Source organism: Orientia tsutsugamushi, assembly GCF_900327275.1.
Classification (GTDB): domain Bacteria; phylum Pseudomonadota; class Alphaproteobacteria; order Rickettsiales; family Rickettsiaceae; genus Orientia; species Orientia tsutsugamushi.
The window spans coordinates 916,002-940,613 of sequence record NZ_LS398548.1 but is presented as its reverse complement, the minus strand read 5'-3'; the positions used below and the strand labels follow the sequence as shown (position 1 = coordinate 940,613).

Here is a 24,612-nt window from a genome sequence, read left to right as displayed (position 1 = left end):
TAATATTACACAGCGAGATTTTAAAATGTATGAATATAAAACTCCAATTAATTTATCTGATATAGTCAAAAATTATGAAGTCATATTATTTGATATATACGGAGTATTGCTAGAAAATAACATTCCGTATACTAAAACAATAGAAGTGGTTAATAATCTATCAAAAAGTACAAAAATATGTTTTGTATCTAATACTCCTCAGCCAGTTCAGCATTCTAGTAATAGACTTAATATTTATGGAATCAACGCCACTCCACAAAATGTTTATACTTCTGGTGAAATAGCTAGAGAAATATTAAAGAATTCAAGTAAAAATCTTAACATTGATAATCCTATTGTCTTTCATTTAGGACCGGACTTTAAAAAAACTGTATTAGAAGATCTACCCATTAAAACTACTGAAAAAATTCATGATGCTAATATATTACTTTTAACAGCATTTGAGGATTATGAAGAAAAGTTAGATCAATATAATTCTATATTTCAAACCGCAATAGCTAACAAGGCAGTATGTCTTTGTGCAAATCCAGATGTTATAAATCCATTTGAAAACAAAAATAGATATTGCGCTGGATATTTTAGTGCTATTTATAAATCTATGGGAGGAAAAGTAGTATATAGCGGCAAACCACATTCAGAAATTTTTCAAGCTGTATTAAATACCTTAGCACTAAATGTCAAAAAAGAAAAAATACTAATGATAGGTGATACTTTAGAAACAGATATTCTTGGAGCAAATAACATAGGCATAGATTCAGCTCTAGTATTAACAGGAAATGCTTTTAGAATAGTTAAAGCTTCAAATGTTCATGATCAAATTAATATACTTAAAAATGCATTTAAACTAAAAAATATTTATCCCAAATACATAATTAACATTATTTAACCAGTTTCAGATAATGGAAATGACAGAGAGCAGAATAAGTAAGTATTTCAACAATAGTTGAACGCTAAAAAATATAAAAAAGATAAGAATAAAGAAGTAATATTAAAAAACAAGAAAAACGATTATGATGTCTATAGCAAAGATTTTTTAGTTAATAGAAGGCTTTTAGCAATGGAAAACAGAAAAAATAATGTTTAACACTATACATAAGCTTAAAAAGTCTATAATCTTTACTTTCTACTAACTTTCAATTACTCCTTATATCAAACTCGGAATATGTTAGCCTATACTTAGCTCTTGCATAATACAAAATTTAATGTATAAATACTCTATATTGGCTATTTATCAGGCCCCTTCGTCTAGCGGTTAGGACATCACCCTTTCACGGTGGAAACACGGGTTCGATTCCCGTAGGGGTCACCACTTAAGCTTTAACTTAGCTTGCTTTTTCATATTTGATTACAAAACTGCAGCTGCTATTAATACTTGATTATAATCAGCATTTAATAGTACAATATTATTTAGATAAATAATATTTATTCCAGTTACATATGCTTCATATTTTGATTAACAGTTGTGGATTCTTTTTTTTATTCTGCGGGTTATTCTTCATTATCTCAAGTGTAGTTGGACTAAGCAGATTTCATGATTTTTATGCTAAAGTACATGCTGCAGGAGTATCTGATAGTTGTGGAATACCGATGTCATTAATTGGCTTAACTATCATTAATTATCAAAGCATTAGTATTTTTAAAATCTTAATTTTAATCACTTTAATATATATTTTAGGGCCAACAGCTGCTCATATATTGCTTAAAACCTGGTATAATTGTAATAGTCAGTCTGAATCTACAAAAATTAATACAGATTCAAACACATGATGCTATCTGCTAATTATTTTCCAAATTTACCTCTAGAATTTAATATTGCTAACATATTTTTATACATATTCTGTTTTTTGTTAATTATAGTAAATATATATTTAGCACTAAGCTTTAATTTGCTAAAATCTATATTGCTAATGTCATTATCTAGCTTAATTATTTGCATATGCTACTTATTAATGGATGCTCCAGATGTAGCAATGACTGAAGCATCTCTTGGAGCTTGTCTATCCACTGCAATATTATTAAAAATAGCTAAGAAACTACAACTTAGTTTTAACTCAGCAGAAAAGTTACCAGTATATAAAAATATACTTTGCAGCTTAGTATGTATACTGTTTGCAGTATGCTTTATGTTAGTTTGTTATGATCTGCCTGATTTTGGTCAACTATCAACGCCAATGCATCAACATATTTCAAAATACTATATTAATAATACTACAGAACAAATTGGCATTCCATCATTTGTAGCTGCTATACTAGCTAGCTATAGAGGATATGATACTTTAGGAGAGACTACAGTAATCCTTTGTGCTGGAATATCAGTAATTTTAATTTTTGCTAACAAAAAAACTAATCAATAATAAATTGAAAACAGGTTTCTATGCAAAATAACAATATTATTGTAGCTTCAATTATTGCTAAAATTATTACACCATATATATTGCTTTTTGCATTATATATTCAAATTAATGGTGAAGTTTCTCCTGGAGGTGGCTTTCAAGCTGGTGCTATACTTGCTTCTGCAGTAATTGGGTATGATATTATCTATCCACAACAACTAATTAAATATAAACTAGCAATTCTACCACTTAGTATTATAGGCGCTTTAGGAGTAATGATATATGGATTAACAGGGTTACTAGCACTATTTTATGGCAAGAATTACTTAAATTATTATGTAATAACATGTACCAAGTATAGTCAGTCATTAGGTATTTTTATCGTTGAATTAGGTGTAGGTATAGCAGTAACCGCTAGCTTATTGATTATTTATTATGTATTTGTAATTAATAATGATTATGATACTAACAAGTAAGTTAATTTATTTTTGTTCTGCAGTATTGTTATCCTTAGGGTTATATATAATTCTTAGCAGTTATAATTACGTTAAGAAAACCATTGGCTTAGCAGTATTTCAAAATGCTGTCTTGATTTTTTATATAGCTCTTGCAAAAGCTAAAGAAGGAATAGTGCCAATAGATCAATGTTTTAACCAACTATCTCAACATTGTTCATCTATTACTTATTCTAGCCCTGTATCACATGTATTAATGCTAACTGCTATTGTTGTAGGTATAGCAACTATGTCTGTAAGTCTTAGTATCATTCGTCAAATTTACCAAAGTTTTAATAGCTGTAATGAAAATGATATTCTATTAGAGCTACAGAAAATGGAGCTAAAGCCAGATGAGTAATATTTTTCAAGCTGTTAAAGATCATTTAGTGATATTAGAAGTTTTAATACCATTTTTTGGCAGTTTAATAGTAGTATTATATAAAAAAGTTGAGTCAGCACTAATAGTATCGCGTTTATGTGCAATATTAGGAATAATATTAGGAATATATGGGGTATTATCAATGATAAATTCCCCTCCATATTTTTATGCAATTGGTAATTGGCAGGCACCGATAGGTATAGAATATCGAGTTGATCAGGTTAATCAAATAATTATCGTTTTTAGTTATTTCATTCTATTTTTATTACTAACATTTAATTCTCAGCTCATAAAAACAAACTTATTATCATCTCTTAATCCATCTCGATCTCATTTACTATATTCCATCTTACTATTATTGCACACAGGATTTTGTGGTATTATTCTCAGTAATGATTTATTTAATATTTACGTTTTTATAGAAATTGCTTCATTAGCAAGTTATACTTTGGTTTCTCAGGGAGTTGATAAGCGAGCTTTAATTGGTAGTATTAATTATTTAATACTTGGTACTATTGGTGCTACTTTTATACTTATTGCTATAGGATTCATATTGAGTAATACCGGCAGCTTGAATATTACTGATATAATTTCCAGGTTACCACAACAACGTACAAAAACCTTAATTGCAGCAATAATGTTTTATATTACTGGATGCTTATTAAAGGTAGCTATGTTTCCTATGAGTTCATGGCTTATTAGTACTTATAAATATACTTCTTCAGTAATTTTATCATATTTTGCTCCAATTTCATGTATGGTTGGATTTTATATTCTACTATATTTTGTCTATCAAATTATTGGAATTACTAATATTAATACCTTGCATTCATATTATATAATCAATGCCCTAGGGTTAGCAGGAGCAATTTTTTGTTCTTGTTATGCTGTTCAACAAAGCAACCTCAAATCAATTATGGCATATTCTGTATTAGCAGAAACAAGTTACATATCTCTAATGGCATTTAATATACAAAGCTCCACTATTGGGGCGCAAATTATTGTTATATTGTTAACTAGTTGTATACTTAAATCTATAATATATTCTTTAATTAGCAGAATAGAAGTACATTATCATGATAGCGAGCTTAAACATATTGCAGGTATTGGATCGACTTATCCAGTGTTTGGTATATTATTTACATTAGCTTTAATCAGCAACTTGGGATTACCACTAACTATTGGCTTTGTTAATAAATTAAACATTTTTTTAACAGTTTTACAGTCACTTGGCTATTTTGGTATAATAATCTTGGCTATTAGTAGCTGCATGAGTTTTAATTATCATTATAAAATTTTTCATTATCTATATTCTACTCAGCAAACTTCTCATAGTAGCTTTACACTTAATGGTAACAACAGCGTAGCAATAATTTTAACTATTATCAGCTATTTGATGCTAATATTTTACAATCACTTATTAGTATACTTAAAGCCGTTTTTTCTACCAAAAATCATGTGAGTTTTATAAATGCTTAAAAACATTATTTTATTATACAACGACATGATATGCTATATTCCATTTACTATAATCGGTATAGTAGGTATATGGAATTTAATTATTCCATTTCTGATTCGCAAAAATTTTATTAAAGAAATATTAATGTTTGCAATATCCATATTGCATGCTATTAATGCAATACTATTGTATTTTAGTTATAAAGCTGGGTATGAGCACTATACTACTATTTTCAGTATCGGATCATTTGATTTTAGCTTAAGATTAAGTTTATTAGGTAGTAACATACTTTTACTAATAGCAATATTGTGGCCAATATCAATTATATATACTATTGGTTTTTTGAAAGCTCATAGTGAGCCAAATCAGGCTAAATTTTTACTTTGCACTAATCTATGTATATTAATTAGTAACTATATTGTATGTTCTGCTAATTTTTTTACTATGTTGATATGTTACGAACTTTTAACCTTTGCTACAATTCCATTAATAAGACACGTAACTTCTCATAGAACTAGCAAAGTTTTAAGTAAATATACTCAAGGATTATATTTACCATCTTTACTATTTTTAATGCCAACTTTAGTAGTTTTGCAATATCAATATAGTACAACAGATTTTGTAGAAATTGCTAACATATTACAATTCCGTACTCTATTACAAGTAAGTCCTGTTATTTTGGCATTATGTATATTGTGTGGTACTGCTAAAGCAGCTATTGTCCCTTTTCATAGCTGGCTTCCACCTGCTATGATAGCTCCATATCCAGTAAGCGCAATTTTACATGCTGTTGCAGTTGTTAATGTTGGTATTTTTTGCTTGATAACTGGAATCCTCTCAGTATTAGGAAAGGAAACATGGTTATTAAATTATATACAGTATTTTATAGGATATGGAATTGTATATACCAGCATAAAGGCATTATTTCAAACTAATATAAAAAGAATTTTGGCTTACTCAACTATATCTAACTTAGGTATAATAGCTTTAACAGCATTTATGAATAGCCATGAATCTTTACTTGCTACTATTACTCACATAATTGCTCATTCAATAGGTAAGATTACAGTATTCTATTCTGCAGGTTGTTTATATACAATTAGTAAATGTACTAATGTTGAAGATTTAACATCAATGTCTTATAAAGCTCCTATAATAACATCATGCCTAACAATAGGAAGTTTATCATTAATAGGCATACCACCATTAGCAGGCTTTTTCAGTAAACATCATATAATCCTAGAAGCAGCAAATGAACATAATTATTTAGTAATCGCTATTACAGTTTTTTCAGGAATAACTTCATGCTTGTATTTATCAAAAATAATAAAAACTGCCTATAGCAAAATAGATAATGAATGTAATATTAACTCTACAAATAACATTCATTCAGAACAGATGATACCTAAACATATGCTTTATAGCACGGTATCATGTGCTAGTCTAGTTGTATTAATTCCTATTATTAATGCTCTAATAATGTAACATGATTGACAGAACTGTCAACTATCAGTATATTGCTATAATATTAGATTGATGGACGAAGATTTAAAATGCAACAATGTTTTCTTACTTTAACTGTATTAATACTATTGATTATCATGACAACTGTATTTAACCCATTAGTTTTTATTGTTAATTATTTCTTTATACCGATGGTGGGCAGCTGTATAATTAGTATTATAGCAAGAATATTTGGTTTTTTCTTTAGAAAAAAACTTGATTCTTTATACGCAAAAACAAATATAAAAAAAGCTATATAGGTTACTAACTTTTAACTTCAATAATCATAGATTGATATAAACACCAGATTAAGATAACTGAGAAGCAAAGAAGCATAGTTATAAATCAATCTTTTTAGCGCAAGATTAGGATAAGGAAAGAGAAGGACAAGAATAGGAGATATGGTTATCTGCCTTGTTTTCTAGCGATGCATAGACTAGACGATCACAGACAGATAGATAGAACCTAACCAATTTATATCATATAGACAGAACACAGTAAGCATGTATCTTTTCCAATTGGAAAAGTGATCCGTAAGATAACCTGATGAAGGTGCAAGTATAGAAGAACAGAAAAATCGAAAGCTATTTTGTAATAATGTAAATAGGAGTTGAAACATCATTCTACATGAAAGTAAGTAAACTTATGTTATGGTCTCTTACTATGAGAGAACTTGATGAAATTTTTAAATGAGAAAAGCAGATGATAGTTGTAAATACAGTTAGTGCATTTGCTGACAATAGAATACATTAGTCCAATATAGACTGAAGTAAATGTAATAAAGCATAAGCTTTGCAACGTTCACTTATCCATTCTTTTAGCAGTAAGGCAATTGCAGTTAGAAGAGTAACTAAAAGCAAGTGGAAAATGACGTAGAAGTTAATTGCTTTAGATAAGTTCATATTAGACCTCTTTTGAAACTGGTTAAGGTAGATCAAAATTATAAATGCCAGAGATCAAATTAAATCTAAGACCGAATCTTTTACGTCTATTTCAATATTTATCAGCAATAATTTTGAACTACGTTAACCAGTTTCAAAAGAGGTCTATTCTAAGACTAAAGTGTATAAACCTGTTCAACAGAAAATTGGCCTTAAACAACGCCAATTTAGGATAAGTGGCAATATGAAAGGTAGTGAATAAAAAGTATACAAAGAGAGAATGCTGAGTTATAAAAAAATTTAAATAAAAAAGGAATAACTCAACATGAAAAAATGTATTATAACAGTATACTATTTAATAGATAATTTTTGCAAGATATATCAAGAGTGGAAAAGAAAGAGATTAATGCCAAGTAGCAATCAAAGGAACAGAGATGGAAAGTTGTCCTTAGCTGAGTTATTAACAGTAGTGATATATTTTTATTTGTCTCCATGCAAGGATTGTAAAAATTATTATCTATATTACTTGAGTCATAAGTATAAAAGATACTTTTGTTTACCAAGCTATAGTATGATAATACAACTGTGGTCTAGAATGTTGCTACCATTAGTCATATTAATGCATTATCTGAAAGGAGAAGAGACTGGTATATATTACATCGATTCTACAAAGTTAGCAATTTGTCATAACAAAAGCATTTCCAGTAATAGAGTTTTCAACAGAATTTCTAAAATTGGTAAAAGTAGTTATGGCTGGTTCTTAGGCTTTAAGCTTCATCTTATAATCAATAACAAAGGCGAAATAATATCAGTTAAAATTACTAAAGGCAATAAAAGCGACCTATCTATGGCTTCAGTTTTTTCTGAAGGCCTATCTGGTAAATTGTTTGGTGATAAAGCCTACATATCTAAGGAGTTATTTCATCAACTGCTGACCAATGGTCTACGTTTATTTACTAATCTTCGTAAAGATATGAAAACATATTTATTGGATATACAAGATAAGCGGTTATTAAATAAACGTTCTTTAATTGAGTCTGTTTTTAATGTACTAAAAAAACATATCCATTTAGAGATACTAGACACCGTTCTCCTCTTAATTTCTTTGTTCATATAATTGCTTCTCTTGCTAGTTATCCTATCTACAACTTAATCCTAATCTTATCTCTTCTTCTTCTCTTGACTCCTTATCCTAAATTGACGTTATAAATCTAAATATGCTTTAGTAAGATACGTAGATGATTTTGTAATTTGTGCTAACTTTGAAAGCTTATGTATCACAGCCAAAAGCATTATTAATGGTTGGTTAAGTATAAGACGCTTAGAATTGTCAAAAAAAACCAGGATACTTCATATTAATGAAGGTTTTGATTTTATGGGATTTAATAATAGACCTCTGTCGAAACTGGTTAATGTAGTTCAAAATTATAAATGCCAGAGATCAAATTAAATCTAAGACCGAATCTTTTACGTCTATTTCGATATTTATCAGCAATAATTTTGAACTACATTAACCAGTTTCGACAGAGGTCTATTCAACAATATAACATCAATAGTACAAGAAGAAGTGTAGCTTTACTAGTTAAACAGTCTAAAGGCTCTATAAAGTTGTTTAAAAAATGAATATTAATAGAATGGAAAAAAAAGTCTCTCATGGAATATTGAGAGAATAAAAGATCTATATCTATAGAAATTACAATGAACAATGATTAAACGATATACTCTAGTCAAAGGTAAATCTTTTCATAATAATTTAAAACTTAGAGAATATTTGCATAAAAATGTCAAGCTGATATCCCTAAGTGCTTGTTTAAAATCAGGTAGATTCTTTGGTGTAAACAAAAAGGTAAATGTCTTATTTGTTTTGATTTAACAGATAATGGTGAAAATGTTCATATACATCATATGCTTGAGTTGTATGCGGAGTAATTCGCTTGTACGGCTCTTTGGGAGAAAAAGTGCTACTGCGCTTACCTGCTAGCTTAATAATTTTATAAAAACTTACATCTTTTTTATAAAATTATTTTATCTTTTCTTGATTTTTAACATGCTATCTATTCCAGGCGTAATAACAATTTTTTTTATTACGCCTGTATTTAATACAAATGTGTTCTATATAAATAAAGAACATAATTTTTTTATTGCTATTCCTATACTTTTTTACATGAAATCAACATTATTATACTGTGTGTAAAAAATAATATTTGATTCTTAAAATCATTGGAATATATTACAATTAAATATGTGTAAGTTATTACAATGACGTTTTTTGATAATATCAAGCCTTATTTGTTATATAAAATAGTGGGTTTGTAGCTCAGCTGGTTAGAGCACACGTCTGATAAACGTGAGGTCGGAAGTTCAAGTCTTCTCAAGCCCACCATCTATTTAGATATGTTACTTTTTCTTTCATCTTTTTATCAGAAAAATATAATAAATTTATCATTGCTCTAAATTAATTTTTAGCATTTCATAGTTATAAACGCTAATTTAAGATAAGAGAAAATATGAAAGGTAGTGAATAAAAGGTATACTAGAGATAATATATAATTATATATTATCTCTAGTATCAATTAATAACCGTTTATTTATTGCTCATATTTCTACAAATATTCTTTCATAATACTATACTTAATAACCTGAACATTCACCATTATAACACTTGTATATTACATATTTCTAATTGTTTCTTATTCTAAAATTGCATTTACAGACATGTGAGCAATAAATAACCTGTTATTAATTGAAACTATATTTAAAGATATTACATAATATCTTTTGTAGACCTTTTGTATTATACCTTTCATACTTTTTCTTATCCTAAACTGACGTTTATACACTGGAGCTAGAAAAAAGAATGTGTTGAAGATGGAATAGGACAATATAGATTTTGTAAGAAAAATATTGCATATACCAAAAACTAAGAACTGGAAGGTTCTATGATTAACACTTTTTACAAAAAGTGAATTAATAGATAGCAGCAAAAAATAATGTCCTATTACCTGTAAAGTATATGAAACCTACTATTAATGTTTAATATATCGTTAGTTTAACAGTAGTTGAATTTATATTTTTTGTCAATGCAAGTATACATAGTTTAAAAAAAATCAGAACATATACAGCACAAATACACCCTAAATGAGTATTAATTCGCGATTTTTCAACTAAGACTTAAAATTGCAATGCTGCTATAATCTATAGTTGAAGCAAAGATTTAAAAAATCATTTAATTTTTTTATTGAATTATTACGAAAAAACTTGCTTTTTCAAAAAAAGCATACAACAGATTGTTTTTCTAATCTTAAATATTAATAGTTGAATAAAGGTGATTTATTATGGTAGTGATATTATATTTTACACAAATAGCTATAAGTAAAATAAAGCCCCCAAAAGAAAAAAGAGATGTATACAGAGATACTAAAGACAAAGGTTTATTTCTAGAAGTATTGTATGGAGAAACTAAAACACTTTATTTAGGGATAACAATTAAAGGAGTATATAGAAAAATTAAGTTATGGAATTTTCCAAATATATCTGTTAATTATGCTAGAAAAAAACGCTGATTTTAAAGGGACAAATTGCTAAAGGAATAGATCCTTTAAAAACAAAGAATGCATCAACATTGAAGGAGGTATATGATCTATATATTAATCAGTGAAGACTCAAAGATAGTAGCAAAAGTTTATACAAAGGCATTATGAATAATTATTTAAAAAACTTGCACGATATTCATGTTTCTAATATTCGAAAAGAAGATATTTATAAGATATTTAATAATGCAAATAAAGGTGGTAAATATTCAGCAAATAAAACGCTTAAGTTAATAAATGCAATATTGAACATAGCAGTAGAATTAGAATTAATAGAAAAAAATCCAGCTAATGGAATAAAAATTCATAAAATGCAAGCAGGAGATAGATATATAACTCTAGAAGAGATGCCAAGATTCTTAGCAGCAGTTGAAGAAGATAAGAATCCATACTTAAAATATTTTGTCTATATAAGTTTATATACTGCAGCTCGTAGAAATAATGTATTATCAATGTGTTGGGAAAATATAAGACTGGAAGAAGGAGTGTGGTATATACGAGAGACTAAGAATGGAGAATCGCAAACAGTGCCATTAATAAATTTACTAATAAAAAAATTAAAACAGTATCCATATTCATCAGAAAGTGAGTGGGTATTTCCTGGACAAAGAGGAAATAGCGGACATTTAACGAGCATAAATGTAGCATGGAAAAGAGTTTGTAAAAGAGCTGGATTAAAAAATTTAAGGATACACGATCTTAGAAGAACTGTTGGTAGTTGGATGGCAAAATTTGGAATACCAATAGCTGTAATTAGCAAATTGTTAAATCATAATGACCATCAATCAACAAAATTTTATATACATCTTAATACAGATGTTGTACGAGATGCAATACAAAAATTTGCTAACGAAATTGCTAAGTGCGCCAATTTACGAGACTAAACATGAAAAATTTAACAATTAATGATGATGCCCCAGACTTTAATATGATTACTACTAGTAATTCAATTATAAATTTAGGTCATTATGAAGGTAAAAATTTAGTACTATACTTTTATCCAAAAGATAATACTCCTGGGTGTACAATTGAAGCACAGAAATTTAATGAAGCTATTTCTGAATTCAATAAATTAAACACGATAATTCTTGGTGTATCCAAAGATAATATTGCTTCACATCAAAAATTTAAAGATAAGCTCTGTTTAAAATTTGAGTTAGGATATGATGAAACTGGTTAAATATAATAAATGCTTACTTTCAGTAACTATATTGCTAGCTGCAGCTAATATAATTGCGATAATGGCTGCAATTACCAAAGAAGAAAAGTGGTTATTAATTCCAGCAATGGAGCCTGATCGTAAAATGATGGTTTCATCAAAAAATTACCATGAAACCTATTTAAAGGAATGGGCAATTTATGTGATGAAATTTTTATTTACTACTTCTCCAAATGAGGTAGAAAGACAAACAGCAGACATGAAAGTGGCATTCAGTAATACTGAATCTTTAAAAATTTTTTTCAGAATCATTTGCAATTTGTTAAAGGCTCAAATGTATCTTCAGTCTTTTTTCCGAAGAATGTTGAAGTGATAAATGAATGGAGTATTAATTAGTGGAACGCTTCGTTATTGATTTAGCGATAGTAAACATATAGCTGTCGATAAGACTTACCTTTTGACTTACAAGCGAACTCCTAATTACCTTTTGTTATTGAGTGGTGTTAAAGAGAATGGAATAAAAAAATGAGTATTAGAGTTTTGAGGTTTATGATAGGTTTGATTGGACTAGTCGGTGTTAGTAATATATATGCTGTAGAATATGAGTTAAAAGCTAACAATTTGCTTAAGCTTGAGATTTCTGATACAAGTTATCAGAATTAGCAAGTATTATTCGCCTAAAGCAAGTAATTGCCTTAACTTTTATAAGCATCACAATAATACTTGTAATGAAGTTTTTATTATTGCTATTGGGTTGTATAAACATAACCAGTTTCTTTTTCGAAAGTGATTTTGACTGTAAAATTCCTAAAGGTCCAAAATGCAAATCTCTATATGAAATAAAGAAAATGGTTGCCGATGGAGTTTTCGATCCTAATAACGCCAGATTAGGATAAGGAAAAATATGAAAGCTAGTGAAGAAAATGTATGCAAGAGAGAATGTTGCGTTATAATTATGTGATATATTAAAAATATAGTTTTAATTAATAGCTATTTATTTATTGTTCGCATGTTTGCAAATGCAAATTTAGAATCAGAAACAGTTAGAAAGAGGTAATATACGAGTATTACAATTGTCAATGTTCAAGTTATTAAGTATAGTATTATGAACTAATACTTGTAGAAATATGATCAATAAATCGAGAAAGATTTTCTAAACATTTTGTCTATGAATCATATGATGATGAGACTCAGCTATTCCTTAATCGTGGTTCAATAGGTTTTGTATTGCTTGCATGGACATTGGTTGAAGCTAGTGTTTCGGCATAGAGAATTTTTTAAGCAACTGGCAGTCATATCGTAAAAGAGAGGTATTTATTGAGTTAGCTAATAAAAGAACAGAGTTTTTGCGTGATCAAGCTCAAAAGTCAGGCTCTGTAAAGGATGTAGTATTGTTGATTTCAGTGACTATACCTAATGTAAATGTAAATATCGATGATATGATTCGCAGACGAGATGCTTTAAAAGATACGTTTAGGTCCATGAAAGCTAAGCAATCTGCATCAGCGTTTTGCTCGATGTTAAGACGCAGTGGATGGTATTTTGTTCCATGCAAATATGATCATGTGGCCGTGTTACTAGCTGCACTACCAATGCAATTAGTTGAACAAGGCCCAAAAGGTGTATTTGGTCAAAATAAAACATCAGGAGTTGGAGTAGCGCTTTCTAGCTTAGGTAGAGGTATAAAAACTGTTTCTGTAGAGAGTAAAGTATTATTACCAATAATCGGTGAATGGAAAGGTGATTTAAGCTCTCCAGGTATGTTACTAGCTGGTAGACGAGGACAAATAATGTATTGGTTACCTTTTGGTGGAGCTTTATTACCTGCATTAAATAAGAATGCAGTAGCTCCAAATGAGAACTTTAAACTTTGTATAGCTGGAGTTCCAGGGTCTGGAAAATCTGTTTTTATGCAAGAATTAATGCTATCGGTTCTAGGAGTTGGTGGTAAGGTTTTTGTTCTTGATTATGGAAGATCATTTAAGCGTACATGCTTGATTCTAGGCGGTAGCTACATAGAATTTGACATGAAAAATCCTGTATCAATTAATCCATTTTCCGAAGTACCAGAGGATGACAGCGCAAAGTCTATAGAGGCTAGATCCGACTTTTTATCTAACTTTTCATCCATTTTAGCAACTATGGCTGCTCCACAGTATGGAACAAGCGATTTGCAACAACCAATGCTACAGAGAGCTTTGACACTTGCGCTACTCTCCCTCATATATAGCATATGCTCCTTCAACTTGAGCTTCAGCCTCAGCTGCTGCTTCCTCATTGTGTTGAAGTTTTGTTAAATCGTCATTACCTAAATTCTCTAATATCATAAGCCTTACTTCTGGTGGCAAATGAGACCAAGATGTCTGACTTTTTTGAGAAGCATCCTGATTGGATTCAAATATCTCATCCATTGATTCAGATGCTTCTTGTAGTAGCTTAGCTCTTGCTTTCCCTTTCTCAATAGATTTTTCAATACAGGAAGAGTACATGAGAAATCTATTCTGACACTTTACAATATCAGGATTATTAGCACATCTTGCTAGCGTATTTATATCTTTTTGCAGTACAAATATATCAAAAAAAGATAGACAACTGCTGCCAACAGAGATAGAGCACATTTGTTTTATTTCGTTATGACATTGCTGTTCAAGTTCCTTTAGCTGTTCTGATTCATTAATAAGCCCTTTATTGTGTATAAAACCTGATAAATTAGTATCTACAGTGTTACAATATTCTGTCTTAACAATGTTAGTAACTAATAATTTCATCATTTCGAAATGTAGCTCCGGATTATCAATATATTTGAGCCAAGCTCTTTCAAAAGGAGTTTGATTAAAGTAGCATTGCAAATTAGGATTAGCTCCATAACTTAATAAAAGCCTTACCATCTCAACGTTACTTTGTTCAGCAGCATAATATATAGCAGTACTGCTATATGCATTTTGTGTATCTACCTCAGCATGATTAGCTAACAAAAACATTGCCATTTGTATGTTGCCGTTATAAGCAGCAATATGTAATGCAGTGCTTCCACGTAGATTTTGTGTATTGATATCTACACCATGTTCTATCAGATGCTTTACTACATCTAGGTAGTTGTGTTTAGCAGCATAAAGTAAAGGATGATTATTTACAGGACTAAAACTACTTCTTGTAGTAACATATAGTAGGTGAGCGCGAAGCCGTAAATAATTATTCATAGTTCTTTCCTTAAAATTATATTATACTTTCAAAGATATTATTCATAAAACGCAAAGATATTATTCATAAAATGAGCGATATTGCAACTTAAAATTGATTTATGTGATAATATAGGTTAAATTACTATATCTCTGTACTTTGCAAACAGTTCAATGCATGATACTAATGCTTCCAGTAGAATAATAGACCTCTTTCGAAAGCTGATAAATATCAAAATAGACGTAAAAGATTAGGTCTTAGATTTAATTTGATCTCTGGCATTTATAATTTTGAACTACGTCAACCAGTTTTGAAAGAGGTTTAATATAGCAAAACCACTATAAAACAGTTATACTAGATGCTTTCTGAATCAAAAAAAGTATCTAGTATAACTGTTTTATAGTAGCTTAGCTGTATGTCTTTGTCCTAAGGCATGGATTCCAATACCTGTACCTGGTATTCCTGTTGGATTTTGGGAGCCAGTACGCCTTGTAGATGTTACAAAATCACCAATGTGTATGGTAAGTCTTGGAGGTTTGTCATTTGGAACTGCTACTCAAAAAGGCATGAAAGATTAGGCTGAAGGAAGTGCTTTTTACCACATTCATTGGTATGTCTATCCCGTGATTTACTGGCTGGAAATTTTGCTTGATTTTATTTGTCTGGAAATGGCTGCAGTCGATATAGCATATTTAACAGAGTTTGATCCATTATGGAGTGATGATGCTAAATCTGCGATTTTAAATCCAGAAACGTTGTTGTTTCAAAATGTAGCTGCTTATCAAGCATGTATAGCTGATTGCATGAGTTGTAGCGCTGGTTTATTAGCAAGTGATTATGCTTTTTGGTGTGCTGGATGTCAAGGAATGCTTTACCCTTTTACTGGAACAGCTGCAGCGCATAATGGTGGAGTTGGAACATCTGTATTAATGGTAAGTAAATTTATGGCTAAGATGCATAGGCAACTGATGTTATGGGGATATTATGGTTATAAAGGCCTATGTGGTAAGTATCCAATGCCTATTATCAAGAAAAGTCAGTATCGACTACAAATGACTTATCCAATTCCAGAAACAAAATCCTGCAAGAGCATAGGTCAAACAGAAGCTATATGGCAAGCTGGTAGAGAATTTCCAGTTAATGGTGAAGATTTCGGTTACTTGATTTGGCGAAAAAGAGATTGCTGTTTGCTTTGATTTATAAAGCTTGGAGAGGAATATGGTTATACGAGTAATGATGTTGATGGTTTTATTATTTGTTAATAATGCTAATGCTTTTTTTTTGGACAAGCAAAAAACTTTTATTTTTGTCTCATTTTCAATGAGTGATGAGGCTTTAAAAAGCTATTTCGCTGAGTCTCAAAAGGCTGGAGCTCAATTGATTATGCGTGGGTTAATTAATAACTCATTTACACAAACAAAGAATAAAACTATGGAGCTTGATATTAGCTTCGATATAGATCCTAGCTTGTTTGAGAAATATAAGGTTGATGTTGTACCAGTGATAGTAATAGATGATGAAAAAAGAGGATTAACCAAGAAATTAACTGGCCATATTCCTTTAGCAATAGCATTAGAAATTATGAATGAGAATACTCCATGAAGCAACTTATAGTACTAGTTTTGATAATATTGAACATCAATTGTTGTTTAGCTTCAATGCAAAGCAGTTATAATGAAGCTAGCAACTATAATGTAAATCTTGGAAATTCTTCAAATACACAAGAATTATTTCATCAAGGTAGTAATGTCAATTATCCTAATAATGATGAGGATTTAACCTATCATGGCCGTAATCAGCTTAGTACAGAAAGTGGGGCAATGTTATTTCAAGCTGAAAACAGTAAAAACAATGCCTTAACTCAACATAATATCAACGATCAAAATTATATGATAGCTAATTCAATGAGAATTGAATCTGATCCTTTAAGTGCACTTGATAGCAGTAACTTCGTAACTCAGACAAGTACAACTAATACTGAAATTATTCAAAGTTGTACTGAAGGCAGTAAGTTCAATATTGAACTTATTCGAGAATTAAATGTTGAGTGCAGATTAGAGAATGTATGGCTTCCATGGCAAAACCGGCAAATGGAATTTGCAACAGAAAAAATAAAGGAGAATCATAGTAATTGGCTTAAGAGTCGTAGCGATGTCTATGATGAATCAGGTGCGCAAATATACTGCCTAGTAGATGATCCCGAAGCAATTGAAAGACAAATGAAATGGGCTATTGTTAATAGGCTCGGTGTACCTACACAGCATATTGGTAGAAATTTTTTATTAGAAGTAAATGAAAAAATATGTATACTTCACTATGACTACAGAGATAAGACTCAAGAACTAAGGAAAGTAGCAGAATATTGGAAAGTTTTAAACCCTGAACTTGAGCAATTAACAGAAAGTAACGAATGCTATGAGGTCAATAGAATCAACTATGATGGTGGTGATAGAGTATTTTTTGACAAGTTTAAAGTCAATCGTCCATATTGGAAACAAAAGATTGTTTTTTCTTGTACTAGCGATCCAAAAGATGGTTGCAAACACCTTAAAATACAAAATTGTGAATTAAAAAACAGCACTTGCCAAAAATCGGTAGCAAATATTTGTTTACTCTGGCAGCACGATTATAGCTGTTCAACTGAGAAGCAAACAATGCTACACTCATCATTGCGTAATAACTCAATCTTTTGTTTAGGAGGCAATTGCAATACTCCAACTATTATACCAAACAGGGATATAGCTAAAGTAGCTCATATAGCGATGCTAAATCAGATGAGCAAAGATATTAAAACAAATCCCGTTTCTGTATTTTCAGGTAAACATCGCAAATGCAAAAAGGACGTATTTAGTTTTTTGAATTGCTGTTCTTCAATGACTGGCTGGGGGCGTGATATAGGCTTATCGCAATGTAAATCTAAGGAACAAGAATTAGCTCTATATAGAAAAAAAGGTTATTGCTACTATATCGGTACCTACTGTTCTTCAAGAATTCCGATATTAGGTATTTGCTTAGCTAGAAAGTCTACTTATTGCTGCTTTCAGTCAAAACTTGCTAGAATTTTTCAGGAAGAAGCAAGAAAACAGCTAAAAATAGACTTTGGAACACCTGAATGTCCAAATTGTAGAGGCCTTACTGTTAAGGAATTACAAAAAGTTGATTTCACTAAAATCAATATGGACGAACTATTTGGTGATATACTCACTAAGGCTCAAAACAGCATGAACAAAGACATTATTGCAGGCATCAAAGATAAAGTTCATCGTATGCAACAAATGCAACATTATTGAGGTACTTATTGAACTTGCAGAGTAGTAGATACAATAATTACTAATTGTATTAGTAATTATTGTATTGTATATTACTTTATATTAATTTTTTTTTAATGTATAATAATAAAATACATAAAATATGTATGATTATTGTATATTAAATATGGTGAAAAACTAATGAATAATAATGATTTATTGCTTGAATTCCGTTATGCCTCCGCAGTGCGTAATGTAGAAAGGGTAAAGCAGATTCTAGCACAATATAATGCTGGTGACATTATCAATGCATTATATGGTATTGGGTTTGATTTACATGAGGCTATTAGAAATGATGATATAAATCTAGTGAGGCTTATGTTAGATAGTGGAGCTGATCCAAATGAGCAAAGTGTTTATGGTGCCACCCCTTTACATATTGCTATCTGGTATAACCGTGTAGATATGATATATCTTTTATTGGATAAAAATGCTAATATTAATGCACAAAATAAGGATGGTAGGACTCCTCTACATGTCGCTGCTTGGCATGGTATGAATGATATAATAATGCAGATTCTGCCTAATAGTGTAGCTAATATTAATTTACAAGATGATTATGGTAAAACTCTTTTACACTTTGCTGCTCGAAATGGCAGCAAAGATCTAGTAGAGTTTTTGTGTAATAGGAATGCTAATATTCATATAAAAGATAAGAGCGGGAAATTTCCAATACATTTAGCTGCTGGAGATGGCTTCAAAGATGTAGTACAGTTTTTGTTAGATTTAGATATATATACATATCCTAATATGATAAATTCACAAGATAATGATGGTCAAACTCTTTTACATTTAATTGCTAAGTATAGCTTTGAAAAATTTCCTACTAATCTTCTTAGTACTGTTCTTTCTTACGAGCGTCATTTAGATGATTATGACAAGCGATTTATAGATACAGCAGATATGCTGTTGAATAGAGGAGTAGATACAAACATACAAAATAATGATGGTCAAACTGCTTTACATTTGGCTATTTTATATCATCCTAAAGATTTACATGTAAGATATGAAGAATACCTAAGAAAGAATAGTAATGTAGCTATTTCATATCGCTCAACAGAGTTAATAAAGAGTTTGTCAAGTAATAATGTTAATTTTAATTTGAAAAATAAAGACGGTTATACAGTTTTAGATTTAGCTTTAGCTATTGAACATGATCAGCATAAAATCGCAGAGCACTTGCAAGAGAAAAGGCTATTATGGAGGGAAGGGCAAATAAAGGTCGCAAATAACTCGCTGGTAATAATAGCGGAAAATAAGGAGCAGATATTAAAATTAAAACCCGATTCAGCAAAAACCGATGCTGATAAATTTTTGGAAAAGTGGCGTGAGTTACCTATCAACATAACTGAGCAGATATTAGACACATTGGATGATGATGATTTTGGAGCATTTCAACAGCTTAACGAAGAACGTAGTAAAGTACCGTTGGGAGAGGACAGTATTCATGAAATGATTTAAGATTTGACGACATCTATTTTTAGTTGCTTTGTTTTGATTTGTTATGTTCTTAGATTTGTAGTAACTAGTATTATCGCAAATAAGATAATAACTATTATGGGTTATAGTTGAAGCATTTTAGCAGTCTTTGATTGCATCATGCTTCTCTTCTTTGACTAAACTTCATTTTAGATAGATATAAAAATAATGCAATAATGAATCCATTAGCAATAATGCTAATTATAGGGCTACTTAATTACTTATCGGTAGAATTAGCTACTGCTAACTCTTTGCCTACAGGGTTTTTATGGTACAATGATAAACATGGTCATGAGCTTGATGAATCTACTTCTAAGTTGATGAGGAGCGCTCATGATCATAGAATCGAGGAATTAAAGGAGCAATTTAATCGAGCTCAGCGTATAGCGCTTGATAATCCAACGCTCGAAAATGTAATTACAGCCCAAAGATTGCAGAAGCAAATCATGGAGAAGGCGCATAAGTTTGCTACTATGTGGCAATTAGCTACTCTACTTGATTATCAACTGATTAATGCTCATGAGCCATCTAATAGCTTACATAGAAAACTGTATCAAGAAAAATCAGGACAAGAAAACGACTCAAAACTTAAAAACATTGCTAAAAACTGTGAATTAATTTTACAAGTTAAAGAAGATTGCTTGCTCTGTAATGCCTTTATGCCTATTGTTCAGAGCTTTGCTAATAAATATGCATTTCAGTTGCTAGCTGTCAGTAAGAATAATGAGTTGCTGAATAAACTAAACCCTAAGCATATTGTACCTGTGTTATACCTAGTAGCTAGCGATGGTAAAAAAATATATTCAGTAGCTAGAGGCATAATTTCTGAAGATAAAATTATCGACAATATTCTAGCAATCGATAGATATTATCATAAATTGGAGACTAGATGAGCATCAAAATCAGAGTTTATGCTATTACAATACTATTATTGCTACAAGCTCCAGTATCACTGGCTTGGAATATCGAAAACGTATTTCAAGGAATGAGTGTTAATGTCACCAGATCTGGATCATATCAAGATCAAGCGGCTGGATATTATGCAGCTGGTGGATTGTCTGCTCGAACAAGCCAAACATCCTTTCAGCCATTTGCTATAACTCCACCATCTTTAAACATGAGCTGTAGCGGTATTGACGCCTATCTTGGTAGCTTCTCTGTTATTTCTGGAGAAGAATTAGTTCAACTAATGAAAAACATTGGTTCTCAAGCTAAAGTTTATGCATTTTCATTAGGATTAAAAACATTTGCTCCACAGATTGAGAACGCTCTCAAGGACTTGCGTAATCTAGCAATGGAGATGAATCAATTTGCCAAAGGAGATTGTGAATTAACAAAAGCATTATTTGCTACAGCTTTACCAAGAAACTGGGCTATGAGAGAAGCTGTTTGCCGTGATATACAGTCACAAAGTGGATTTGATTATTTTGCTGCTAGTAAAAAATGTCGTAATGATTTAGCTCAAAAACAAGCTCTGCGACAAGCACAAAATAAGGATTCAGAGCTAATGCTAGAATGATTATAACATCTTCACTAAAGCAGCAGCAAAGGTTGGAATACCATCAGATATGCATGATTCAATCATGTCTATGACTGGCACTATCGTGGTTACAAACAATAATGTACACTTTTATGACTCATTAGCTCAGGATGAAAAAAGTTGGATTAGTCATTTAAAAGGCGGAGAATCAGCCTCGATTTACAGTTGTGATAATGTCAGTTGCTTGCATCCAAGCTTGCAATGAAATATCACAATATTGCCAGAGAAATCTTATGCAGGTAAAGCTAAACAACAATTGACTAATCTAAAAATTAAGTTTGATAAGAATTCTGAATTCATTGACTCTGAAATAGCCTTTTTATCTTCGATTGGAGATATATTTCCGATTTATGATTATATTACATTAGAAGCTATTTCTGGAGTCACAATTTTAGATAGCTCATCAGAATTAATAGCTAGCTATACATTAGTTCAGCATTTGAAGGAAGTAATCACCGAAATACGTAGAGCCGTTACTTCACTAGGTGCTAAGCAAGTTTCGAATGAACATTTAGAAAGATATTTGAAGGAATTGAATCGAGTTCAACTGTTTGCAAATGAGAAATGGACTAGCCTACAAACAGATGCAAATCGAATAGATAAAAGGGCTAGATTAATAGAGCAGCATTTAATAGCGAAGGAGAAAAGTTAATGGATTACGTAATATACACATTTGGTGGTGGAGACTTATTGTGGCATGTGTTTAACGGCATAGGTAGAGTCTTTGCTTCAAATAGCGAATACTTTACTCCAGTAGGACACTTAGCCTTGACTATTGGTGGCATATGGGCTGCTACTAGGGCTATTTTTAGAGGAAATATCGGCATCTTTGCTATGGAATGGTTTTTTCCATCGATATTTATTTTTACGCTATTATTTGCTCCCAAATCTACTGTTTGGCTGAAGGATGAGGTATCAATGAGTGCGCCAGTAAAAGTTGATAATATTCCGATAGGTATTGCAATGTTTGCTTCTCTTTCATCGCAAACGAGTTACTTTGTGTCCAAAATGTTGGAAAATCATCTTTTACCGGCTTATGAAGGACTATCAAGCAGAAAAACTGGTATTATGTTTGGAGCAAAGGCTGTAGCTAAGATTCGAGATGTGCAAATACATGATCCAGTAACTTTAACTAATACTAAGGAATTTCTTAGACAATGCTTTATGAAGCCTTACATCATAGGTAATATCTTAGGCAAAAAAGCTGCTGCTCAACAAACTAATGATATCATAGGATTTATCGAGCAGAATATACCTAATAATTTCGGTATTTATTATCGCGAACCGAGTAATTTAGCCATTAGTTTCAAGAGCTGTAGACAAGCTACTCCATTGATTAAAGCAGCAATTCATAAAGAATTAAATGAAGGACTTCTAACCAAGTTTGCAGCTGCGATTGGAGTTCAATCTGATCAGTCAAGCATGTTAAGTCAAAGACTAAAAGTCATGACTGGAGACACACTAAAATATTTACAGAGAGAGCAGCAAGATATTCATGAATGGATGAAGCAAGCTATGCTTCTCAATGCTAATCGTGAGTCATATGATGACTGGCGTGAGAAGTTTTCATTATCACGAATTTATCCTAATCTGGTGAGTATGCATGCAATCAGAGGGCTCTTTCAAAAATCATTTTCGTATCTAGTCGCTGGGGAAATGGCTGCTCACATGATGCCTATTTTACAATCTGTTTTTTTTGCATTAGTAGTCTCAATGATCTTTATTGTATTTCCAATGGGCCTATTACCTGGCGGCTATAACATACTCAAAACATGGATTTTGTTAATAATATGGGTCAGCAGCTGGCCAGTATTTTTTACAATAATCCATTGTCTAGGAATGATCAGCTTATCCAGTAAATCTGGAGCTTTCGGTAGTGATTATGGTCTGAATATGCTATCGCAAGGAAGCTTTGCAGAGATGATTTTATATAGCTATGCGACGTTTCAAATGCTTGCATCATCAATACCAATGCTTTCTTGGTCAGTGATAAAAGCTTGCGCTCATGCTACAGCTAACTTAGCCAGCCAGTTCTCTCCTATACAAGTTGCTAGCAGCTTAGGAAGTAATATAGTCGACAATAACTTGAGTATGGATAATTACAGCATAGGCAATAGAACTATTTCTCAACAAAACCTAGCTCCTTCATTAGATATGACTGATAGTATTATCAATTATGGTAGCTACAAAATTATTATTGGAAATAATGGCGAGCAATTTGTAATTCAAACTGTACATTCATTGGAAACAAACTTCCGCTCTTCTGCACTGCTACAAACTGGATATCAAAACCAGTTTATGAGTTCTCAGAGCAGGCTTAATTCACTGACACAAAAAGAGGCCAATCTTATTTCAACAGGAAACTCCATTACAATGGAAATAGGCAAAAGGTTAACTCACGATGAAATTCGTGCTATAGGCCTAACTGAGAGTGAATACCAAGCTCTGCAAAAGGTAAGTTCCGATAGTGAGTCCTTTAGTCAGCATACAGGTAGTAGCCACAGTAAAAGTACTAGTACTAGTACTAGTGCCGGAGGTGGCGTGTGGGGAGTTAATAGTAGAGTTTTAGGAGGAGATGCTAATGAAAGTAACAAAGGGCAATCATCTAATCAACAGCAGTCATATAATGAAGCATTATCAAAAATTCAAAGTGCAGTTAAAGAAGGAAGATTCAGTACTACAAATAGTGATGTGTGGTCATTAAGTGAGAATCTAAATGCTAATCTTTCTGAGCAACAATCTATTGGACAAGAAATAGCTAAAACTAAACAAGAAATGGAGCAACTTAGTTATAGCATGAATTATGTATCTCAAAACTCTATCACTATTGATCGTAACATCAATGAACTTGTATTAAATGCTATTATTGATCAAAATCCTGAAATAAGCAGCAAGGAGCAAGCTGCAAGATGGGCTAAAGATCACTCAGCTGAAGCAGAAAAAATTGCTTTTGATGTTGCTCAAATCAACAATGAAGTACCTAAAGATTTGAATGATCATATCAATGATGCTAACTTTTCAACTAAAAAAGATCTACAATCAAATTTTTATGAAAATGTTGAGCGATTAGAAGCTAATGCTAGTAACATTCATAATAACAGCAATGTAACGCATGTACAAAATATGGAACAAACTTTGAGTGATAATGAAAAAGTAAAGACTCTTAATCAAATTCCTGATAATATTAAAAATGAGACTCAAAAAATACAGAAAAAGTTTTCTGATACTACTGATTCAACATTTTTAAGGGCTGGTAAGCAAGCTTTGAAAAATCTTGGAATAACGAAAAAAGATAAAAGTTAAA

General features: G+C 31.0%; 18 protein-coding genes, 2 tRNA genes and 8 pseudogenes. 25 read left to right on the top strand and 3 right to left on the bottom strand.

The features are described 5' to 3' along the window. Positions 1–25: 25 nt before the first annotated feature. The 9 genes from DK405_RS05005 (at position 26) to DK405_RS04970 (ending at position 6,153) form a co-directional block, all read left to right on the top strand. Positions 26–886, top strand: a complete 861-nt coding sequence (locus DK405_RS05005) for a TIGR01459 family HAD-type hydrolase (RefSeq protein ID WP_045912135.1) — start codon at positions 26–28, stop codon at positions 884–886. 57 nt (positions 887–943) lie between these two features. Further along, entirely contained in the window at positions 944–1,084 is a 141-nt protein-coding gene (locus DK405_RS12745) for a hypothetical protein (protein ID WP_162563003.1), read from the top strand. 150 nt (positions 1,085–1,234) lie between these two features. Next, positions 1,235–1,309: transfer RNA gene (locus DK405_RS05000), tRNA-Glu, on the top strand. A gap of 128 nt (positions 1,310–1,437) precedes the next feature. Continuing rightward, positions 1,438–1,767 carry a monovalent cation/H(+) antiporter subunit G gene (locus tag DK405_RS04995; RefSeq protein ID WP_045912134.1) on the top strand — a complete coding sequence of 110 codons (330 nt, stop codon included), beginning with the start codon at positions 1,438–1,440 and terminating at the stop codon, positions 1,765–1,767. Next, positions 1,764–2,354: a DUF4040 domain-containing protein gene (locus tag DK405_RS04990; RefSeq protein ID WP_045912133.1), complete on the top strand. Its 591-nt coding sequence runs from the start codon at positions 1,764–1,766 to the stop codon at positions 2,352–2,354. Before DK405_RS04995 ends, DK405_RS04990 begins: the two co-directional genes overlap by 4 nt. A gap of 20 nt (positions 2,355–2,374) precedes the next feature. Beyond that, complete coding sequence (locus DK405_RS04985) at positions 2,375–2,809, top strand: Na(+)/H(+) antiporter subunit B (RefSeq protein WP_012461428.1); 435 nt, start codon at positions 2,375–2,377, stop codon at positions 2,807–2,809. Beyond that, on the top strand, positions 2,787–3,188 hold the full coding sequence (locus DK405_RS04980) for a cation:proton antiporter subunit C (RefSeq protein WP_080943541.1): 402 nt from the start codon (positions 2,787–2,789) through the stop codon (positions 3,186–3,188). The genes DK405_RS04985 and DK405_RS04980 overlap by 23 nt, the downstream gene beginning before the upstream one ends. Next, entirely contained in the window at positions 3,181–4,671 is a 1,491-nt protein-coding gene (locus DK405_RS04975) for a proton-conducting transporter transmembrane domain-containing protein (protein ID WP_045912132.1), read from the top strand. The genes DK405_RS04980 and DK405_RS04975 overlap by 8 nt, the downstream gene beginning before the upstream one ends. Positions 4,672–4,680: 9 nt before the next feature. Beyond that, positions 4,681–6,153: a proton-conducting transporter transmembrane domain-containing protein gene (locus DK405_RS04970; RefSeq protein ID WP_045912131.1), complete on the top strand. Its 1,473-nt coding sequence runs from the start codon at positions 4,681–4,683 to the stop codon at positions 6,151–6,153. 942 nt (positions 6,154–7,095) lie between these two features. Here the strand turns inward: DK405_RS04970 and DK405_RS04965 are convergent. Then, positions 7,096–7,191 (bottom strand): annotated as a pseudogene (locus DK405_RS04965) (IS5/IS1182 family transposase); the annotation flags it as partial. Between the two features lie 186 nt (positions 7,192–7,377). Between DK405_RS04965 and DK405_RS04960 the strand changes: the two are divergent. Then, positions 7,378–8,248, top strand: a pseudogene (locus DK405_RS04960) (IS982 family transposase). A gap of 213 nt (positions 8,249–8,461) precedes the next feature. Here the strand turns inward: DK405_RS04960 and DK405_RS04950 are convergent. Further along, a pseudogene (locus DK405_RS04950) lies at positions 8,462–8,557 on the bottom strand (IS5/IS1182 family transposase); the annotation flags it as partial. Positions 8,558–9,358: 801 nt separating this feature from the next. Here DK405_RS04950 and DK405_RS04945 point away from each other — a divergent pair. From DK405_RS04945 to DK405_RS04915, 7 genes and pseudogenes are all read left to right on the top strand, one after another. Further along, positions 9,359–9,435, top strand: a tRNA-Ile gene (locus DK405_RS04945). A gap of 952 nt (positions 9,436–10,387) precedes the next feature. After that, positions 10,388–10,615, top strand: coding sequence for an Arm DNA-binding domain-containing protein (locus DK405_RS04940; RefSeq protein WP_045912527.1), 228 nt, complete (start codon positions 10,388–10,390; stop codon positions 10,613–10,615). Between the two features lie 134 nt (positions 10,616–10,749). After that, a complete protein-coding gene (locus DK405_RS04935; RefSeq protein WP_081420607.1) occupies positions 10,750–11,526 on the top strand; it encodes a tyrosine-type recombinase/integrase in 777 nt (258 codons plus the stop codon). A 2-nt stretch (positions 11,527–11,528) separates the two neighbouring features. Beyond that, positions 11,529–11,822, top strand: a complete 294-nt coding sequence (locus tag DK405_RS04930) for a peroxiredoxin (RefSeq protein WP_410522036.1) — start codon at positions 11,529–11,531, stop codon at positions 11,820–11,822. After that, positions 11,806–12,330, top strand: a pseudogene (locus DK405_RS04925) (TraE/TraK family type IV conjugative transfer system protein). The gene DK405_RS04930 and the pseudogene DK405_RS04925 overlap by 17 nt, the downstream one beginning before the upstream one ends. Continuing rightward, positions 12,327–12,464 carry a hypothetical protein gene (locus DK405_RS12740; RefSeq protein ID WP_162562990.1) on the top strand — a complete coding sequence of 46 codons (138 nt, stop codon included), beginning with the start codon at positions 12,327–12,329 and terminating at the stop codon, positions 12,462–12,464. Before DK405_RS04925 ends, DK405_RS12740 begins: the two are co-directional and overlap by 4 nt. A gap of 471 nt (positions 12,465–12,935) precedes the next feature. Beyond that, a pseudogene (locus tag DK405_RS04915) lies at positions 12,936–14,098 on the top strand (TraG/VirB4 family ATPase). Here DK405_RS04915 and DK405_RS04910 read toward each other — a convergent pair. Continuing rightward, entirely contained in the window at positions 14,012–15,001 is a 990-nt protein-coding gene (locus tag DK405_RS04910) for an ankyrin repeat domain-containing protein (protein ID WP_045913066.1), read from the bottom strand. The pseudogene DK405_RS04915 and the gene DK405_RS04910 overlap by 87 nt on opposite strands. A 200-nt stretch (positions 15,002–15,201) precedes the next feature. Here DK405_RS04910 and DK405_RS15720 point away from each other — a divergent pair. The 8 genes and pseudogenes from DK405_RS15720 to DK405_RS04875 all read left to right on the top strand — a co-directional run. Continuing rightward, positions 15,202–15,306: pseudogene (locus DK405_RS15720) on the top strand (IS5/IS1182 family transposase); the annotation flags it as partial. An 88-nt stretch (positions 15,307–15,394) separates the two neighbouring features. After that, positions 15,395–16,177: pseudogene (locus tag DK405_RS04905) on the top strand (TraU family protein); the annotation flags it as partial. Positions 16,178–16,199: 22 nt separating this feature from the next. Further along, complete coding sequence (locus DK405_RS04900; RefSeq protein ID WP_109510610.1) at positions 16,200–16,583, top strand: TrbC family F-type conjugative pilus assembly protein; 384 nt, start codon at positions 16,200–16,202, stop codon at positions 16,581–16,583. Then, the gene (gene traN, locus DK405_RS04895) at positions 16,580–18,271 is read left to right on the top strand and encodes a conjugal transfer protein TraN (RefSeq protein ID WP_109510609.1); all 1,692 of its coding nucleotides are present in this window, start codon (positions 16,580–16,582) and stop codon (positions 18,269–18,271) included. The genes DK405_RS04900 and traN overlap by 4 nt, the downstream gene beginning before the upstream one ends. A 159-nt stretch (positions 18,272–18,430) precedes the next feature. Beyond that, complete coding sequence (locus DK405_RS04890) at positions 18,431–19,750, top strand: ankyrin repeat domain-containing protein (RefSeq protein WP_109510608.1); 1,320 nt, start codon at positions 18,431–18,433, stop codon at positions 19,748–19,750. 212 nt (positions 19,751–19,962) lie between these two features. After that, positions 19,963–20,661, top strand: coding sequence for a conjugal transfer protein TraF (locus DK405_RS04885; RefSeq protein ID WP_410522048.1), 699 nt, complete (start codon positions 19,963–19,965; stop codon positions 20,659–20,661). Next, positions 20,658–21,960, top strand: a pseudogene (locus DK405_RS04880) (conjugal transfer protein TraH). Before DK405_RS04885 ends, DK405_RS04880 begins: the two are co-directional and overlap by 4 nt. Then, entirely contained in the window at positions 21,960–24,611 is a 2,652-nt protein-coding gene (locus tag DK405_RS04875) for a conjugal transfer protein TraG N-terminal domain-containing protein (RefSeq protein ID WP_064613304.1), read from the top strand. The pseudogene DK405_RS04880 and the gene DK405_RS04875 overlap by 1 nt, the downstream one beginning before the upstream one ends. Position 24,612: the final 1 nt, after the last annotated feature.

Bases quoted from the DNA above. Each gene is read 5' to 3' on its own strand.
- DK405_RS05005 (WP_045912135.1), top strand. From the start codon at position 26: ATGTATGAATATAAAACTCCAATTAATTTATCTGATATAGTCAAAAAT.
- DK405_RS04995 (WP_045912134.1), top strand. From the start codon at position 1,438: ATGCTTCATATTTTGATTAACAGTTGTGGATTCTTTTTTTTATTCTGC.
- DK405_RS04990 (WP_045912133.1), top strand. From the start codon at position 1,764: ATGATGCTATCTGCTAATTATTTTCCAAATTTACCTCTAGAATTTAAT.
- DK405_RS04985 (WP_012461428.1), top strand. From the start codon at position 2,375: ATGCAAAATAACAATATTATTGTAGCTTCAATTATTGCTAAAATTATT.
- DK405_RS04980 (WP_080943541.1), top strand. From the start codon at position 2,787: ATGATTATGATACTAACAAGTAAGTTAATTTATTTTTGTTCTGCAGTA.
- DK405_RS04975 (WP_045912132.1), top strand. From the start codon at position 3,181: ATGAGTAATATTTTTCAAGCTGTTAAAGATCATTTAGTGATATTAGAA.
- DK405_RS04970 (WP_045912131.1), top strand. From the start codon at position 4,681: ATGCTTAAAAACATTATTTTATTATACAACGACATGATATGCTATATT.
- DK405_RS04940 (WP_045912527.1), top strand. From the start codon at position 10,388: ATGGTAGTGATATTATATTTTACACAAATAGCTATAAGTAAAATAAAG.
- DK405_RS04935 (WP_081420607.1), top strand. From the start codon at position 10,750: ATGAATAATTATTTAAAAAACTTGCACGATATTCATGTTTCTAATATT.
- DK405_RS04930 (WP_410522036.1), top strand. From the start codon at position 11,529: ATGAAAAATTTAACAATTAATGATGATGCCCCAGACTTTAATATGATT.
- DK405_RS12740 (WP_162562990.1), top strand. From the start codon at position 12,327: ATGAGTATTAGAGTTTTGAGGTTTATGATAGGTTTGATTGGACTAGTC.
- DK405_RS04910 (WP_045913066.1), bottom strand. From the start codon at position 15,001: ATGAATAATTATTTACGGCTTCGCGCTCACCTACTATATGTTACTACA.
- DK405_RS04900 (WP_109510610.1), top strand. From the start codon at position 16,200: ATGGTTATACGAGTAATGATGTTGATGGTTTTATTATTTGTTAATAAT.
- traN (WP_109510609.1), top strand. From the start codon at position 16,580: ATGAAGCAACTTATAGTACTAGTTTTGATAATATTGAACATCAATTGT.
- DK405_RS04890 (WP_109510608.1), top strand. From the start codon at position 18,431: ATGAATAATAATGATTTATTGCTTGAATTCCGTTATGCCTCCGCAGTG.
- DK405_RS04885 (WP_410522048.1), top strand. From the start codon at position 19,963: ATGCTAATTATAGGGCTACTTAATTACTTATCGGTAGAATTAGCTACT.
- DK405_RS04875 (WP_064613304.1), top strand. From the start codon at position 21,960: ATGGATTACGTAATATACACATTTGGTGGTGGAGACTTATTGTGGCAT.